This window comes from Acinetobacter sp. YH12096, from assembly GCF_013419215.1.
Taxonomy (GTDB): Bacteria; Pseudomonadota; Gammaproteobacteria; order Pseudomonadales; family Moraxellaceae; genus Acinetobacter; species Acinetobacter amyesii.
Genome location: NZ_VPAM01000001.1, coordinates 58,838 through 73,529 on the forward strand (window position 1 = coordinate 58,838; position 14,692 = coordinate 73,529).

The following is a 14,692-nucleotide window of genomic DNA, read 5'->3' on the forward strand; positions in this document are numbered from 1 at the left end:
AAGGAAAAACAATGCGTCTGCAAGTTTACCATAGCCCTGTTTATCTTAGCCAAAGTATTCAAGCTTGGGAGCAGCGTTGGTTTGCTCAGCACAATAGCAGTTATGGTCTGATGCAGCAGGTCGCATGGTCGATTGCTCAGCAACTTATTCCAATGTTAAAGCAGCAAAATTTAAAAAATATTGCAGTGTGTTGTGGGCAGGGTAACAACGCAGGCGACGGCTATCTTACAGCGCAATATCTACAGCAAGCAGGCTTTCAAGTCGATATCTATGCCGCTGAAATAGGGGCATCGAAAGATTTGCATTCTGCGGTACAGGAAACGATAGATCACAAGCTCAAGATCTATACACATTTTGATTTTCAGCGTGACTATGACGTCTATATCGACGCATTATTTGGTATAGGGCTCAATCGTGAACTTTCTCACGAGTGGCAAGCCATTATTCAACGATTGAATGCATGCACGGGACTCAAAGTTGCGATTGATATTCCAAGCGGTTTACATGCCAATACAGGACAGCCTTTACCCATCGCATTTCAAGCCGATTATACCTTTACGGCATTGGGTTTAAAAGCAGGGTTATTTACAGGCCAAGCGAAGGAATATGCAGGTGAAGTTTCGGTGATAGCATGCATACCGACTGATATTAAGCTTGAGCCACTTGCGTATTTGTCACCGCAGAAAATCACTTTACCTGAGCGACAAGCTTTTGGTCATAAAGGCAGTTATGGACATGTTTTAGTTGTTGGTGGACATGCTGAAATGGGTGGGGCGGTGATTATGGCTGCTGAGGCTGCATTCCATGCAGGTGCAGGTAAGGTCACGGTTGTTTGTGATGCACGACATCACACCGCAATTTTGGCGCGCGCACCGAATATTATGCTACGCGATATCAATGCTTTAAATACAGAAGCGATTCGGCAACTGATCGATCATGTCGATGCGATTAGCTTTGGCATGGGGCTTGGTCGTGACAATTGGGCACAACAGCAGTTTCAGTCATGGTTTCCATTGATTCAGCAGTCAACCTTGGAAATTGTTTTGGATGCAGATGCCTTGTGGTTTCTAGCTGAAACACCTGAAAAATTGAATACACGCACCTATGCAACGCCACATCCGGGTGAGGCTGCAAAATTATTGGGTCTATCTACTGCAGAAGTTGAAGCGGATCGTGTACAAGCAATTCAGTATTTAAAAGAAAAATTTCAAGGTCAATGGGTGCTTAAAGGGGCAGGCAGCTTAATACTTGAAGATCAGCTTTGGATTTGCACCGCAGGTAATGCAGGAATGGGTACAGGCGGTATGGGAGATGTGCTTGCAGGGATGATTGCAAGTTTAAAAGCACAATTCCATCAGCAAATTCATCTGCACGAAATCGTAAGCCTGCATGCTTTAGCAGGTGATGTATTGGCGAAGCCGGGGATGCGTGGTTTGCAAGCGCAGGATATGGCCCAAGCGGTTTATCATGTGGTCAATCATTCAGGAGTTGAAGACTAAAATGCATGCAGTTAAATTGCGAATTCAAGGTAAAGTGCAGGGCGTTGGCTATCGTCGTTGGTTTGAACAGCAAGCGATTGCACTTGGTTTAAATGGCTATGTGAAAAATCTAGCGACGGGCGAAGTTGAAGCACTGATTATTGGAACTGAAGACGCCATTCATAAAATACTGAAACACAGTCTGGTGGGGCCTTTACGAGCAGACGTAACTAAAATCGATCAGCAAGAAATTCCAATGCATGAATTAGACTATAGCAATTTTAAAATGATCCGCTAAATTTGATCACTAGATTGAGTGGGCTTTTGAAAACAATCTGAATTACTGAGCTATATGTTTTGACGATTATTTATCGACGTCGAGTGCTTACACGACTTCGACCACGAGCCATACCACCTAAGGCATTCAGTACAGCCATTTTACTCATACTACCAGACGCATGCGCATGACAAATTGCGGCAGCCAAAGCATCGGCTGCATCCTGCTGTGGTTTGATGCTTAGGTTCAGAATGCGCATAACCATCATTTGGACTTGTTCTTTGTCTGCCGCACCATAGCCGACCACTGATTGTTTGATTTGACGTGCTGTATATTCAGCGACTTGTAAATCTAAATTGGTTAAAGCGGCAATGGCAGCACCGCGTGCTTGACCCAGTTTTAAGGCAGAGTCAGGGTTTTGAGCCATAAAGACTTGCTCAACCGCGGCTTCAGTAGGTCCGTGAAACTTTACGATACGATCAATACCAGCAAAGATACGTTTTAAGCGTTCAGGCATTTCTGTCGTTTCGGTACGAATGGTGCCAGCATCGACAAAACGTAGTTTAGAACCATCCTTTTCGATGATGCCGTAACCAGTTAAGCGCGACCCAGGGTCAATACCGATAATTAATGACATGTTTGCCTATTTGCCCTTTAAAAATAAAAATATGCCCATATTGTTACATAAGCGTGTCAAAAAAGCTTGATAGTGATTGAGCAGTTGAACGCAACACCTTAAATTAATTTACTTAGATTTGTTTAATTTTCATGAAATTATTTCTTCTGATTTTAGCAGGCTTGATCCTGGAAGTGTTTGTCTGGATCGGTGTGGGCGACCTCGTCGGCAGCATGTGGTATGTCTTTTTCTGGTTCGTGGCGGCCTTCTTTATAGGGATGAATATTATCCGTAAATATTCATCAGGTCTGATGCCTCAAATGCAGCAAATGCAAGCAGGTCAAATGAGTAATGATCCAGCTTTAACTGGAAATTTACCAAAAATTTTGGCTGGTTTCTTATTGCTGTTACCGGGTCTAATCTCAGATATTATGGCATTACTTATTTTGATTCCACCTGTACAAAATGCCATGAAAGCAGTCATGATGAAAACAATGATGAAGCGTCAGCAAGCTATGATGGAAAAAATGATGGGTGGCATGATGGGCGATATGGGAGGCATGGGCGGTGCTCAAGGTCAGAACCCATTTGCAGATATGATGCGTCAAATGCAAGATATGCAAAATCAGCAATCAGGTCGTGATTCATCCGTTATTGATGGTGAAGCTCGTGAAGTGACGCCAGAAGCGAAACAAATTGAACTGAAAGATGTCAATAAAAAATAAGTAACTCAGTATGAAAGGCCGAATGTGTATTCGGCTTTTTTTGCGTAAATTTTGATACGGCCTAAAAATAAACCTTGTGTTGCCAACAAAAAAATTGAACAAGCGATATAATCTTCACGTTTTAATTCAAATGAATCAGCTTGCATGTCACTGTTATTCACCATCTGTGCGCTTCATTTTGTTGCGCAGTTGAGTCCCGGTCCAGATGTATTATTAATTGCTAAATGTGCAGTATCAACAACCCGTGCAAATACCTTAAAAATTATTGCGGGGATCTCTGTCGGGATTGTGGTGTGGGTCGTTTTAACCTTATTGGGCTTTACGGTTCTGGTTGAGCAATTTCCATGGATACAACAAGTTTTAATGGCTGTTGGTGGATTTTTCTTGGCGAAAATGGGTTGGGCGATGTTTAGTGGTGGGCTTAAAAGTTTAAATCAAACAGCCAATTTAGAAGATGGGCAGGCCTTAAGTCAGCAGAATACTGAAAATTATTTTTTATTAGGTTTATTTACAAATTTAGCCAATCCGAAAACACTGATCTATTTTAGTAGTGTGTTCTCACTGGCGTTGAGTTCATCAGCCAGTAGTAACCTAAAAGCACAGCTTGCTGTCATCATTCCGATTCAAACTTTTATTGTGTTTAGTCTGTTTATGATGATTATGTCTTTGCCTAAAATTAAAGCACTCTACCAACGTTCGGGTAGTTATATTGATGTGGTTTCAGGGGCGTTATTTTTAATTTTTGCGATTTGGCTGTGGTTCGACGCAATTAGAATGTTCAATCTTCAATAGCTGCAAACATATTGCTGTCAGCAAAGCGAAAGCCAAGTATTAGAACTTGGCTTTTTTTATGTGCCAATTTTATTGCTCTGGATTGGTTTGATCTTGGTCTTTAGATGGTGCTGTATTTGATGGATCTTGTGCAACATCGGTGGTTTCAGCATGATCACGATAACGGTTTGGCTTGAGGGTAGTTTCGGTATTTTCAGAGCCATTGTATGATCGGCTACGATTGGCGCGCTCACGTAAACCGCCTTTTTTGATTAACTGCACCATCGTCTAGAACCTCATTGCTATTGCCATAGTTTAAAGAATTTTCCTTGTGAAGATAAGTAAGCAGGGCAATGCAAGCGCATAAAAAAGCCTGAAATCATTCAGGCTTTCATCATTTTAATTTCTCGCTTTGAATGACTTTAACGCGACCTGATAACGGTGCTTAAATTCACTTGGCTATAATTTTACACATTGCCAGCTTGTTCATAGGGCTATGTTTGGCTGTTGTAAAAAAAGCTTAATTTTTACCATCCTGCTTGAGTACTTCAAAGATGTTGAGTTGGGTTGTCGCTTCAGTATCGTGCTGTTGCAAATACACTTGGACACTCTTAAATAGAATGGCAACAGCCAAACAACTGAGTATGCAAAATATCCAAAAGCCATATGGGCTACGGATATTATGCGAGCCACATTCGGAACATTCTTTATCGCTTGAAGCCAATACTTTATTGCAACAAGCACAGTGATATTGATAGTGCATTGCGTTTCTCCATTTAGTCGAATTTGACCAACATTCTTGTTGTTATTGTCAACCATCAATCCGTGATGATTGTTTTATCTTAATGTGCAAATAAGCTGCTGTACAAGTTTTAAACGGTTTGTTTTGCTCATTATTGTGTAAGTGAAAAGTGTCAGAGAGTTAAATATTTGTTTTATAAGTAATTTATAAATAAAACAAGACATGAATTTTCAGTCATAAAAAAAGCCAGTTCGAAAACTGGCTTTTGCTGTTCTGTCTAAACTGAATTATTGACCAGAACGGATGATGTAATCAAAAGCAGACAATGATGCTTTCGCGCCTTCACCTGTTGCAATGATGATTTGTTTGTACGGTACTGTTGTACAGTCACCGGCAGCAAATACACCTTTCACATTGGTTTCGTTACGCTCGTTAATTACGATCTCACCACGGTTTGAAAGTTCAACTGCTGTTTCTTTTAAGAAATCAGTGTTTGGTAACAAACCGATTTGTACAAAGATACCTGCCAATTCAATCGTTTTGATTTCATCAGTTGCACGGTCTTTGTAGTTTAGTGCAGTCACTTGTGAACCATCACCGACCACTTCTGTAGACAATGCATTCATGATCACAGTGGTATTCGGTAAGCTGTTTAACTTGTCTTGAAGGACTTGGTCAGCACGAAGCTTAGTATCAAACTCAACAAGTGTTACATGTTCTACAATACCAGCTAGGTCAATCGCCGCTTCTACACCTGAGTTACCACCACCAATCACTGCAACACGTTTACCTTTAAACAATGGACCGTCACAGTGTGGGCAGTATGCAACACCACGAGTACGATATTCTTGTTCACCCGGAACGTTCATTTCTCTCCAGCGTGCACCTGTTGAAAGAATCACTGCTTTAGATTCAAGTTTTGCACCATTCTCTAAAGTTACTTCAACTAGACCATTGGCTGTTTGATCTGCACCTTTGATGTTAGATACACGTTGCAAGTTCATGATGTCCACACCGTACTCACGTACATGTGCTTCCATTTCAGCAGCAAACTTAGGACCTTGTGTCTTTTGAATCGACGTGAAGTTTTCAATGTCCATGGTATCCATGACCTGACCGCCCATGCGTTCAGCCACGATACCGGTTTTGATACCTTTACGTGCAGCATAGATTGCAGAAGTATTACCTGCAGGGCCACCACCAATCACAAGGACATCAAATGCTTCTTTGGCATTTAGCTTTTCAGCATCTTTTGCAGCAGAGTTGGTGTCTAATTTAGCAATGATTTCTTCCAAAGTCATACGACCTTGACCGATGTGGTTGCCGTCTTGGAATACCATTGGTACAGCCATGATTTTGCGTTCTTCCACTTCGTCTTGGAAGAATGCACCATCAATCATGGTTGCAGTTGTACCCGGGTTGTAAATTGCGATCAAGTTAAGTGCTTGAACCACGTCAGGACAGTTATGGCAGCTTAAAGATACAAACACATCAAAGTCAGTTTTAAGACCTAGACCTTTAATGGTATTCAGTACTTCGTCAGAGACTTTCGGTGCATAACCAGAGGTTTGTAACAATGCCAAGATCAAAGACGTGAACTCGTGGCCCATCGGTAGACCTGCGAAGAATACGCGTGGAGTTTCACCTGCTTTTGCAATACCAAAGCTTGGCGCGCGGCTGTTGTTACCGTCAAAACGTGCAGTCACTAAATCAGATAAAGCCGCAACTTCAGTTACCAATTCTTTAATTTTGTCTGATTTGTCAGTACCGTTTAAGGTCGCGACGATTTCAATCGGGCCTTCAAGGCGTTCAAGTAAGGTTTTTAATTGAGCAGAAGTATTTTGATCTAACATTGCTAACGTCTCCAGAGGAGTAAATTTATTTGATGAGAGAATGATAGAACAAACCATTAAATAGGTGAAACGGTTTGTTTTTATAAAATTAATCGGTTTTATAAATCAAATGATTAAATTTCTTTCTAAATCATAAGAATATACCGATGTGAATGCAGTCAATATTGGGCCATTATCGAGAAATGCAAGTTAAATAGTGGAAAAATAAATGAATTCATCGCGCTTTAAGCAAGACAATGCTAGAGTCAACCCTATTGTATTGAGAACTTTTTAGGGAAATGGCATGCAGGTCAAGCAAGGGATTTATCAGCATTATAAAGGTCAGTTGTATCAAGTCTTTCATGTTGCAACACATAGTGAAACGCGTGAAAAAGTTGTGATCTATCAGTGCTTGTATGACGACTATTCAATGTGGGTCAGACCCTTAGAGATGTTTATGGAAACCGTTGAAATTGATGGTGAAGTAATTCCACGTTTTAAGCTGATCCAAGAAACCCACTGAGCAGATATTTAGCCCTTCAATTTATAAATATGAATGAAATAGTAAAAGGACAGAATCATGAGCATGGATGCAAATTTTAAAAACTATATGCAACAACTCTATGCAGACTTTAGCGCTCACGATGCTGCGCAAAATCACCGACTTGCGCGTTACCGAAATATTGAGCCTGAGTCTGCACTGTTTTTAGCTATGCAAATTCGCTTAAAACAAGCCAAACAGATCTTGGAAATTGGAACATCTACAGGCTATTCCACGCTGTGGTTAGCAGATGCTGCGCAGTCTACACAAGGGCGGGTCGAAACCATTGAAATTGATGCAGCGCGCATTGAGAAAGCTAAACAGCATGCGGAAAATTTAGCTTTATCCGAATACATCGAATTTCATCATGGCGATGCACTGCATTTTTTACAGCATTCAAATCGTCGTTATGACTTCATTTTATTAGATGCAGAACGTGATGCGTATGTGGCGTATTGGTCATATTTAGCTGAATTGATACAAGTTCAAAATGGCGTGTTGATCGTGGATAATGTGCTATCACATGCCAATGAGGTCGCTGAATTTATCCAACGTGTTGAAGCGGATGATCGTTTTATCAGTACGACCTTAAATGTGGGCGCAGGGCTCTTTATGGTGACTTGGCGCAACTAAAAATCAGGGCATTCAGCCCTGATTTGATCGAATTTTTTTTAATTAGTAAAAATACTGTTGCTATAGCGCTGAGCTTGTAGCGGTTTAACCCTGTAAGCTTACTCGTGAAAAATGTAGATCATATTCTAAATATTTGTGGACAAATGCCGTTTTATCACTACATCGAAGTAAATTATCATAAATAAAAGGTGAAACTGGATAAAAGAGATCCCCAGAACCATTCGCATAAAATATTTTTAAGTAACGTGAAGAAGAACTGTATTTCCAAGAAGTTACAACAGTTGTTGTCATAAGCCACCCCCTTATTGCGTTGTTATAGTCATACTGCAGTTAAAGGTTTATCTCATTTGAAATTAAGACAAATTTAGGGCGTGAAGTATTGCAGAATTGTTAAAAAATAATGTTTTATCTCACATTTTTTTCATTTCTTTATCAACTAATTTGATAAAAATAATGCCAGTTCAAAGAAATGCCATAAGCGTCATTCTCACTTGTTGGTGTCGGGGGAGTTAAAAACTACGGCATTGTTCTGATTTATTGCCTTTGACTTGGTTGTTGCTGCCATTAATTGAAAAAGCATTTTCAAGACAAATCAAATTACCTGCGATTTCATTATTATTTAGAACAATATTGCCGTTATTTTTCTTTAATTTCAGGTCGCCTGAAATTTGGTTATTGAGGAGTTGGATGTTTTTCCCTGTCGTAAAATCGACATTGCCACTGATATTGTTATGATTGGCAATGATCTTGGTAAAATTTTTATTAGACTCAATATTGCCTTTTATATGATTGTCATGCAGTTCAACACTAGCGCCATTTTCTAAAATCACATTGCCATGAACAATTAAACCTTCAAGCTGACAATTTTTTTTGACTTTAATATCTTCACGAATACTTTGGTTTTTAATTTCACCTTCGCAGTTCACGGCAGCAAAAGTCGTAAACGAACATAAAATTAAACTGATCGAGACGAAATATTTTTTCATGGGCTTACATCTTCCTGAAATAAGCAATTGACCTAAAATTCAAGTTAAAAATACTGAAATACCGACAAAGATGTAAGTCTAAACCATCAGGTATGAGGCGCATTTTTATTATATTTGTGTAAGTGCTAAGTTGATGAATATCTATAGATAGATGGAAAGTGCTAGGGCGTTATAGCTGTATGAATAAAGTGTGAACTGCGTAGGGTGTATAGAGGTACATACTCGCCAATAATAGGCATAAAAAAACCACGCTAAAAGCGTGGTTTTTGAATCAGTTCAATCTAATACAGATTAGATTTTACCAACTAGGTCGATTGAAGGAGCAAGAGTTGCGTCGCCTTCTTTCCATTTAGCTGGGCAAACTTCGCCTGGGTGAGCGTGTACGTATTGAGCTGCTTTAACTTTACGAAGAAGTTCTTGAGCATCACGACCGATACCACCAGCGTTGATTTCAACGATTTGGATTTTACCTTCTGGATCGATAACGAAAGTACCACGATCAGCAAGACCGTCAGCTTCGATTAATACGTCAAAGTTTTTAGCAAGAGTCCAGTTCGCATCACCAACCATTACGTATTGGATTTTTTTGATTTCTTCTGAAGAATCGTGCCAAGCTTTGTGAGTGAAATGAGTGTCAGTAGAAACTGAGTAGATTTCAACACCTAGTTTTTGGAATTCTGCATAGTTGTCAGCAAGGTCACCAAGTTCAGTTGGGCAAACGAAAGTGAAGTCAGCTGGGTAGAAGAATACAACAGACCATTTACCTTTAAGATCAGCTTCAGTTACTTCGATGAATTGACCATTTTGGAATGCTTGTGCTTTAAACGGTTTAACTTCAGTATTAATTAAGCTCATCATTGTCTCCATGATTGAGGTTTGTTTTTGATTTCCAATAGGGTACAGAAATTTTTCTTATTGCTGAAATAGTATTTTTACATAACTAATATCGGAAAATCCGAATTAGTACACTCCAGAACTATTTCAGCAATAACGATTATTTATCATTATTTCATTCGATATAAGCCATATCAATGCCATATAAAGTTGAAAGTAAAATGACAAAATCATCTTTTCAAAGTCTGTAACCAACATGATGCTTGTGGCATAAGATTTCAAGGGTGATCTCTAAAAAAGTTATAAAAAATATTTCAAATTATAGAATTTGTTCATATAAGATGGCATGAACATAAAATGATTCCAGATTTGATCAAGTGCTTAGTCAATTTTTTCGTATCATTGCCATTCTCAGTCTTGCACTTGCATCACTATGTATTCTTAAAGTTGAAGATATAGGTACAAATTTATGTATCTATGAATACTTGCAACCTCAAAAAGCGACCTATTTTAATGAACTATTTGGAACTTCGTCAGATGATCCTACGCTATTGAGTACCATGGGAATCGTTGGAATCTTCTTTTTTTTCATACTGTTGTTATCATTTAGACGTGCTTGGTATGTGGTTATATTATGGCTATATGCGATTTTTCAATTCATCATCATTTTAATGATAGAAACTGCTTCAATTTCAAAAATTATCTATGACAGTATTGTTTATTGTCATAATGGTTGGTTGTTCGCATGGGTGATCGGGCAGAGTATATTTATTGTTTTTAGTATCATTTATATTTTCTATGGGACTGAAACCTAATGGATAAAGCATCCAAATGGATAAGCTTGAGTTGCGTATTCTAGTCAGCATGTGGGTTTATTTTTCTGTACTGGATGAATCAAGAATGTGCTTTCAATTCAAGGTGCTAGCCCGAATCAAATTATTTATTAAGCTGAAATGAATGGTTTTTCATCGGATGAACCTCTTTTATTTATTTTTATTGCGTTGATTTGCTTTTTATTCTCAATTCTTTTTGTGCTTAGCAAAATCTGTTCATCATTTTTTGATCATCTCTTTCATTTTATTGATGTTTTTAATTATGCCGTTGAGTATGTCTTATACAGTGCCATTTTATCAGCTATTACATGACAGTATAGAAGCATGTGGCAATTATTGGTTATTGGCCGCAATTTTAGTTTTTTATCATTTTATTCTGTTCGGCTTCATCTATTGGTTTCAGGCACGCAAAAAATAGATTCATCTTTCACTATTTTTACATACAGCGTAAAATATTCGGTTCTATTTTAATTATTAGGATAATGCATCTGTGCCAAGTCAGTTAAATGTCGATCAATTGGTCATGGTTCGTGATCGCCATCGCTTAAGTCGGCTGAAAAAAGGCAAAGAAGCCAATCCTGAAAAATTTCAAGATTTGTTTGAAAAGTCGAATGCGAAAGTGCGCGAACGGATTGCCCGCATTCCCAATATTAAATTAAATCAAGACTTACCTGTTACGCAGTATGCAGACAAACTGATTGACGCGATTCAAAAGCATCAAGTGATTATTGTGGCAGGTGAAACCGGTTCGGGTAAAACCACGCAGTTACCGCAAATTGCCATGCTTGCAGGTCGTGGTTTAACGGGTTTGATTGGACATACGCAACCTCGTCGACTGGCCGCACGTAGCGTTTCGCAGCGTATTGCCGAAGAAGTGGGCGAAAAGCTGGGGGAGTCGATCTCCTTTAAAGTTCGTTTCAATGAACAAGGTTCACAAGATTCAATCGTTCGTTTGATGACCGACGGTATTTTATTGGCTGAACTGGCCAATGACCGATTCTTAAATAAATACGACACGATTATTATCGATGAAGCGCATGAACGTTCGCTAAATATCGACTTCATCATGGGCTATCTCAAACAGCTCTTGCCACTTCGTAAAGATCTCAAAGTCATTATTACTTCAGCAACTTTAGACGTAAATCGATTCTCGAATTACTTTAATGGGGCACCTATTTTTGAGGTGGAAGGTCGAAGCTTTCCGGTAGAACTCCGTTATCGTCCGATTTCAGAGCTGAGCATTGTCGGCAGTGATGATGATGAATTTGACGATTTTGAAGAAAATTTACCCCGTGCCGTGGTTTCGGCCGTAGAAGAATGTTTTCAAGATGCGCAGGAAAAAGGTCATCCTGAACATGCCGACATTTTGATTTTTGCCAGCACTGAACAAGAAATTCGTGAGTTACAGGAAACACTGCAAAAGTTTGGGCCACGTCATACCGAAGTTTTACCTTTATATGCTCGATTGGCTTTGGCAGAACAGCAAAAGATCTTTAATCCATCAGGCGGTGGGCGACGTATTATTATTGCCACCAACGTGGCAGAAACGGCTTTAACCGTACCGAATATTCGCTATGTGATTGATAGTGGCTTTGCACGGATATCCCGTTATAACTATCGCTCACGTGTACAGCGTCTACCGATTGAGGCTGTATCACAGGCGGCAGCAAATCAGCGTAAAGGTCGTTGTGGTCGTATCGCACCGGGTGTGTGTATTCGACTGTATTCAGAAGAAGACTTTATGAGTCGTCCTGAATTTACCGAGCCTGAGATTAAACGAACCAACTTGGCCTCGGTTATTTTGCAAATGCAAAGTTTGGGCTTTGGTGAATTAGAAGACTTTGATTTTATTGAGCCGCCAGATCATCGTTTGGTGAATGATGGTCGTAAGCTATTAATTGAATTAGGTGCTTTAAAAGAAAAATCGGCGTATGCACCGCAAGTTGCTTCGGAAAACCAAGCAAAACAAGGCACAAAACATGCGAATAATAAAAATGGTGCTTTAACCAAAATTGGTCAGCAAATGGCGAAAATGCCAATCGACCCGCGTCTTGCACGGATGATTTTGGGCGGAGCGCATTTTGGCGTATTAAATGAAGTTTTGATTATTGTCGCTGCTTTAGCGGTACAAGATCCACGTGAACGTCCTTCGGATAAACAAATGCAGGCCGATCAGAAACATGCTTTGTTCCGTGAGGCTGACTCAGATTTCTTGTTCTATATCAAGTTATGGGAAGCTTTAGTCGCTAACCGTGACATGAGTGAAAATAAGCGTCGAACCTTTGCACGCAACCATTTCCTTAGTTGGTTACGCCTCCGTGAGTGGAAAAAAACCCATGAGCAATTGGTGGATTTGGCTCAGGGCTTAAAACTGTCCTTTAATGAAAAGAAGGCCAATTATGAAAATCTGCACCGTGCGTTATTAACGGGTTTACTTTCATTTATTGCCAACAAAACCGATGAACGTAATGTGTTCATGGCAGTGCGTCAGCAAAAGGCACGTATTTTCCCTGCATCAACTTTGCATAAAACAAATACACCTTGGGTCATGGCTTTTGAGATGGTGGAAACCTCTCAGGTATATCTTCGTACATTGGCGAAAATTGAACCTGAATGGATTTTATTGGCTGCAGGCGATTTATTGAAGCATCATTATTTTGAGCCGCATTGGTCGAAAAAAGCTGGTGTGGTGAATGCTTATGATCAAATTTCTTTATTTGGTTTGATTATTGAGCCACGTCGTCAGATTAATTATGAAAAAGTGGATCATCCGGCGGCGCATGAAATTTTCCTACGCGATGCGTTGACGACGGGACATTTGGGTATTACGCCGCCGTTCTTAAAACACAATTTATTAAAACTCGAAGAAGTTGAGCGTGTTGAAGATAAACTGCGTCGTCGTGATTTGGTGGTGGATGAAGAAACCATCTACCAATTTTATGCTGCAAAAGTGCCTGAAGAGGTGGCAAGTCGTCGTAGTTTTGAAGACTGGCGTGCAACTGTAGAACCGAAAAATCCACGGCATTTATTTATCGATGATGATGCGCTTTGGATGAATGACCGTCCAACGACCCAGCAATTTCCAGACTACCTACGAAATGGTGAACTGCGTTTGGCTGCAAGTTATCGTTTTGACCCAAGTCATGATGAAGATGGTGCAACGGTCAAAATTCCAGTTCAAGCTTTGCCGCAAGTGGATGAAAATATTTGGTCATGGGGTATACCTGGTTGGCGACAAGACCTGATTGAAGCCTTGCTTAAAGCATTGCCTAAGGATAAACGCCGTCACTTGGTGCCAATCCCAGATACAGCGCGTAAATTGATGGATCGTGTCGATGCCGTGCATTTGCGCGAGCATATTTTTAGTTTCTTGGCGTTCCAACTACGTGGTGAGCAAATCACAGATAAGGACTTTTCTTGGGAGCGCGTTGAGCAATATCTGCTGCCTTTAATCAAAGTCATTGATGAAAAAGGCCGTGTGATTGAGCAAGGTCGTGACCTAGATGAACTCAAAGCACGCTGTCGTACGGAAACTCATAGCCCAGTCAAACAGTTAAAAGGTGAGTTTAAAACCTTCCCTGATAATTTTGTGTTCGAAGCATCACAAAAAGTCACGGGTGTGGTGGTAAAACAATACCAAGCGCTTGTTCCAGTCAAAGGCTTTGCGGAGTTGGATGCCAAAGATGAATCGGGTGTGGTGATTCAGACCTTCAATGACCAATTTGAAGCAGTCAAACAACATCGCGAAGGGATCATTCGTTTGGTTCATATGCAGTTGGGGGATTTAGTTCGTCAGTTGAAAAAACAGATTTCTAAACCCTTGGCATTGGCTTATTCACCGCTAGGTGACAAAGCAAAACTAGAGCAAATGTTAGTTTATGCCACACTTCAGCTTGCAATAAATGAGCTACCTGTCAATATGCAGGAGTACCAAAACCTGATTTTAAATGTAAAGAAATCTTTCTTGACCCATGGGCAACAAGCGTTAGCTGTTTTAACTGAAACCTATATTCAATGGCAGGATATACGTCGGAAATTATTGGTTTTAGATGATTCTGTGTTTGGAAAGAATATTGATGACATTGAAGATCAGCTCGATTTGATGCAACTTTCAGATTTTGTTTATGGCAAAACTTCCGATGTGTGGCTCGAATTTCCAAGATATTTGAAGGCATTAGTCTTGCGTTTAGACCGCTTGCCAAATAACCTACAAAGGGACAATTCTGCCATTGATCAAGTTGACCCATGGATGGAAAAATTATTTAAGTTTAAAAATGACACTCGCCTTAAAGAATTGTATTTCATGGTTGAGGAGTTACGCATCTCTATTTTCTCTCAACCAATGAAGACCAAGATGCCAATTTCTCCATCCCGCTTGCAAAAAGTATGGGATAAGCTCGGAATCAGTTAAGATATAGGTAATT

Annotated in this window: 14 protein-coding genes; 7 read left to right on the forward strand and 7 right to left on the reverse strand. The window is 39.9% G+C overall.

Annotation, left to right across the window (positions count from 1 at the left end; translation table 11 throughout):
• Window positions 1-11 precede the first annotated feature (11 nt).
• Both FTU36_RS00245 and FTU36_RS00250 read left to right on the forward strand, forming a co-directional pair.
• Entirely contained in the window at window positions 12-1,499 is a 1,488-nt protein-coding gene (locus FTU36_RS00245; protein ID WP_180027228.1) for an NAD(P)H-hydrate dehydratase, read from the forward strand.
• A 1-nt stretch (window position 1,500) separates the two neighbouring features.
• Window positions 1,501-1,776, forward strand: coding sequence for an acylphosphatase (locus FTU36_RS00250; protein WP_180012138.1), 276 nt, complete (start codon window positions 1,501-1,503; stop codon window positions 1,774-1,776).
• Window positions 1,777-1,846: 70 nt separating this feature from the next.
• On the opposite strand, the gene ruvC is transcribed toward FTU36_RS00250, so the two are convergent.
• Window positions 1,847-2,392: a crossover junction endodeoxyribonuclease RuvC gene (ruvC, locus tag FTU36_RS00255; RefSeq protein WP_078189034.1), complete on the reverse strand. Its 546-nt coding sequence runs from the start codon at window positions 2,390-2,392 to the stop codon at window positions 1,847-1,849.
• Between the two features lie 131 nt (window positions 2,393-2,523).
• On the opposite strand from ruvC, the gene FTU36_RS00260 reads away from it, so the two are divergent.
• Together FTU36_RS00260 and FTU36_RS00265 are read left to right on the forward strand one after the other, a co-directional pair.
• A complete protein-coding gene (locus tag FTU36_RS00260; protein ID WP_078189033.1) occupies window positions 2,524-3,096 on the forward strand; it encodes an FxsA family protein in 573 nt (190 codons plus the stop codon).
• A gap of 144 nt (window positions 3,097-3,240) precedes the next feature.
• Window positions 3,241-3,888 (forward strand): LysE family transporter, encoded by a 648-nt coding sequence (locus FTU36_RS00265; protein WP_180116588.1) that lies wholly within the window; start codon window positions 3,241-3,243, stop codon window positions 3,886-3,888.
• A gap of 69 nt (window positions 3,889-3,957) precedes the next feature.
• On the opposite strand, the gene FTU36_RS00270 is transcribed toward FTU36_RS00265, so the two are convergent.
• The 3 genes from FTU36_RS00270 to ahpF form a co-directional block, all read right to left on the reverse strand.
• On the reverse strand, window positions 3,958-4,152 hold the full coding sequence (locus tag FTU36_RS00270; RefSeq protein WP_180116589.1) for a hypothetical protein: 195 nt from the start codon (window positions 4,150-4,152) through the stop codon (window positions 3,958-3,960).
• A gap of 235 nt (window positions 4,153-4,387) precedes the next feature.
• The gene (locus FTU36_RS00275) at window positions 4,388-4,630 is read right to left on the reverse strand and encodes a hypothetical protein (protein WP_078192893.1); all 243 of its coding nucleotides are present in this window, start codon (window positions 4,628-4,630) and stop codon (window positions 4,388-4,390) included.
• A gap of 266 nt (window positions 4,631-4,896) precedes the next feature.
• Complete coding sequence (gene ahpF, locus FTU36_RS00280; RefSeq protein WP_180116590.1) at window positions 4,897-6,462, reverse strand: alkyl hydroperoxide reductase subunit F; 1,566 nt, start codon at window positions 6,460-6,462, stop codon at window positions 4,897-4,899.
• A 283-nt stretch (window positions 6,463-6,745) separates the two neighbouring features.
• Here ahpF and FTU36_RS00285 point away from each other — a divergent pair, with 283 nt between their 5' ends.
• Both FTU36_RS00285 and FTU36_RS00290 read left to right on the forward strand, forming a co-directional pair.
• On the forward strand, window positions 6,746-6,964 hold the full coding sequence (locus tag FTU36_RS00285) for a DUF1653 domain-containing protein (protein ID WP_180116591.1): 219 nt from the start codon (window positions 6,746-6,748) through the stop codon (window positions 6,962-6,964).
• 57 nt (window positions 6,965-7,021) lie between these two features.
• Window positions 7,022-7,615 (forward strand): O-methyltransferase, encoded by a 594-nt coding sequence (locus FTU36_RS00290; protein ID WP_180007359.1) that lies wholly within the window; start codon window positions 7,022-7,024, stop codon window positions 7,613-7,615.
• Between the two features lie 84 nt (window positions 7,616-7,699).
• On the opposite strand, the gene FTU36_RS00295 is transcribed toward FTU36_RS00290, so the two are convergent.
• From FTU36_RS00295 to ahpC, 3 genes are all read right to left on the reverse strand, one after another.
• Window positions 7,700-7,906 (reverse strand): KTSC domain-containing protein, encoded by a 207-nt coding sequence (locus FTU36_RS00295; protein WP_078189026.1) that lies wholly within the window; start codon window positions 7,904-7,906, stop codon window positions 7,700-7,702.
• A 218-nt stretch (window positions 7,907-8,124) separates the two neighbouring features.
• Window positions 8,125-8,601, reverse strand: a complete 477-nt coding sequence (locus tag FTU36_RS00300) for a hypothetical protein (RefSeq protein ID WP_180034674.1) — start codon at window positions 8,599-8,601, stop codon at window positions 8,125-8,127.
• Window positions 8,602-8,892: 291 nt separating this feature from the next.
• The gene (ahpC, locus tag FTU36_RS00305; RefSeq protein WP_078193727.1) at window positions 8,893-9,456 is read right to left on the reverse strand and encodes an alkyl hydroperoxide reductase subunit C; all 564 of its coding nucleotides are present in this window, start codon (window positions 9,454-9,456) and stop codon (window positions 8,893-8,895) included.
• A 1,335-nt stretch (window positions 9,457-10,791) separates the two neighbouring features.
• Between ahpC and hrpA the strand changes: the two genes are divergently transcribed.
• The gene (gene hrpA, locus FTU36_RS00310; RefSeq protein ID WP_218954362.1) at window positions 10,792-14,679 is read left to right on the forward strand and encodes an ATP-dependent RNA helicase HrpA; all 3,888 of its coding nucleotides are present in this window, start codon (window positions 10,792-10,794) and stop codon (window positions 14,677-14,679) included.
• Window positions 14,680-14,692: the final 13 nt, after the last annotated feature.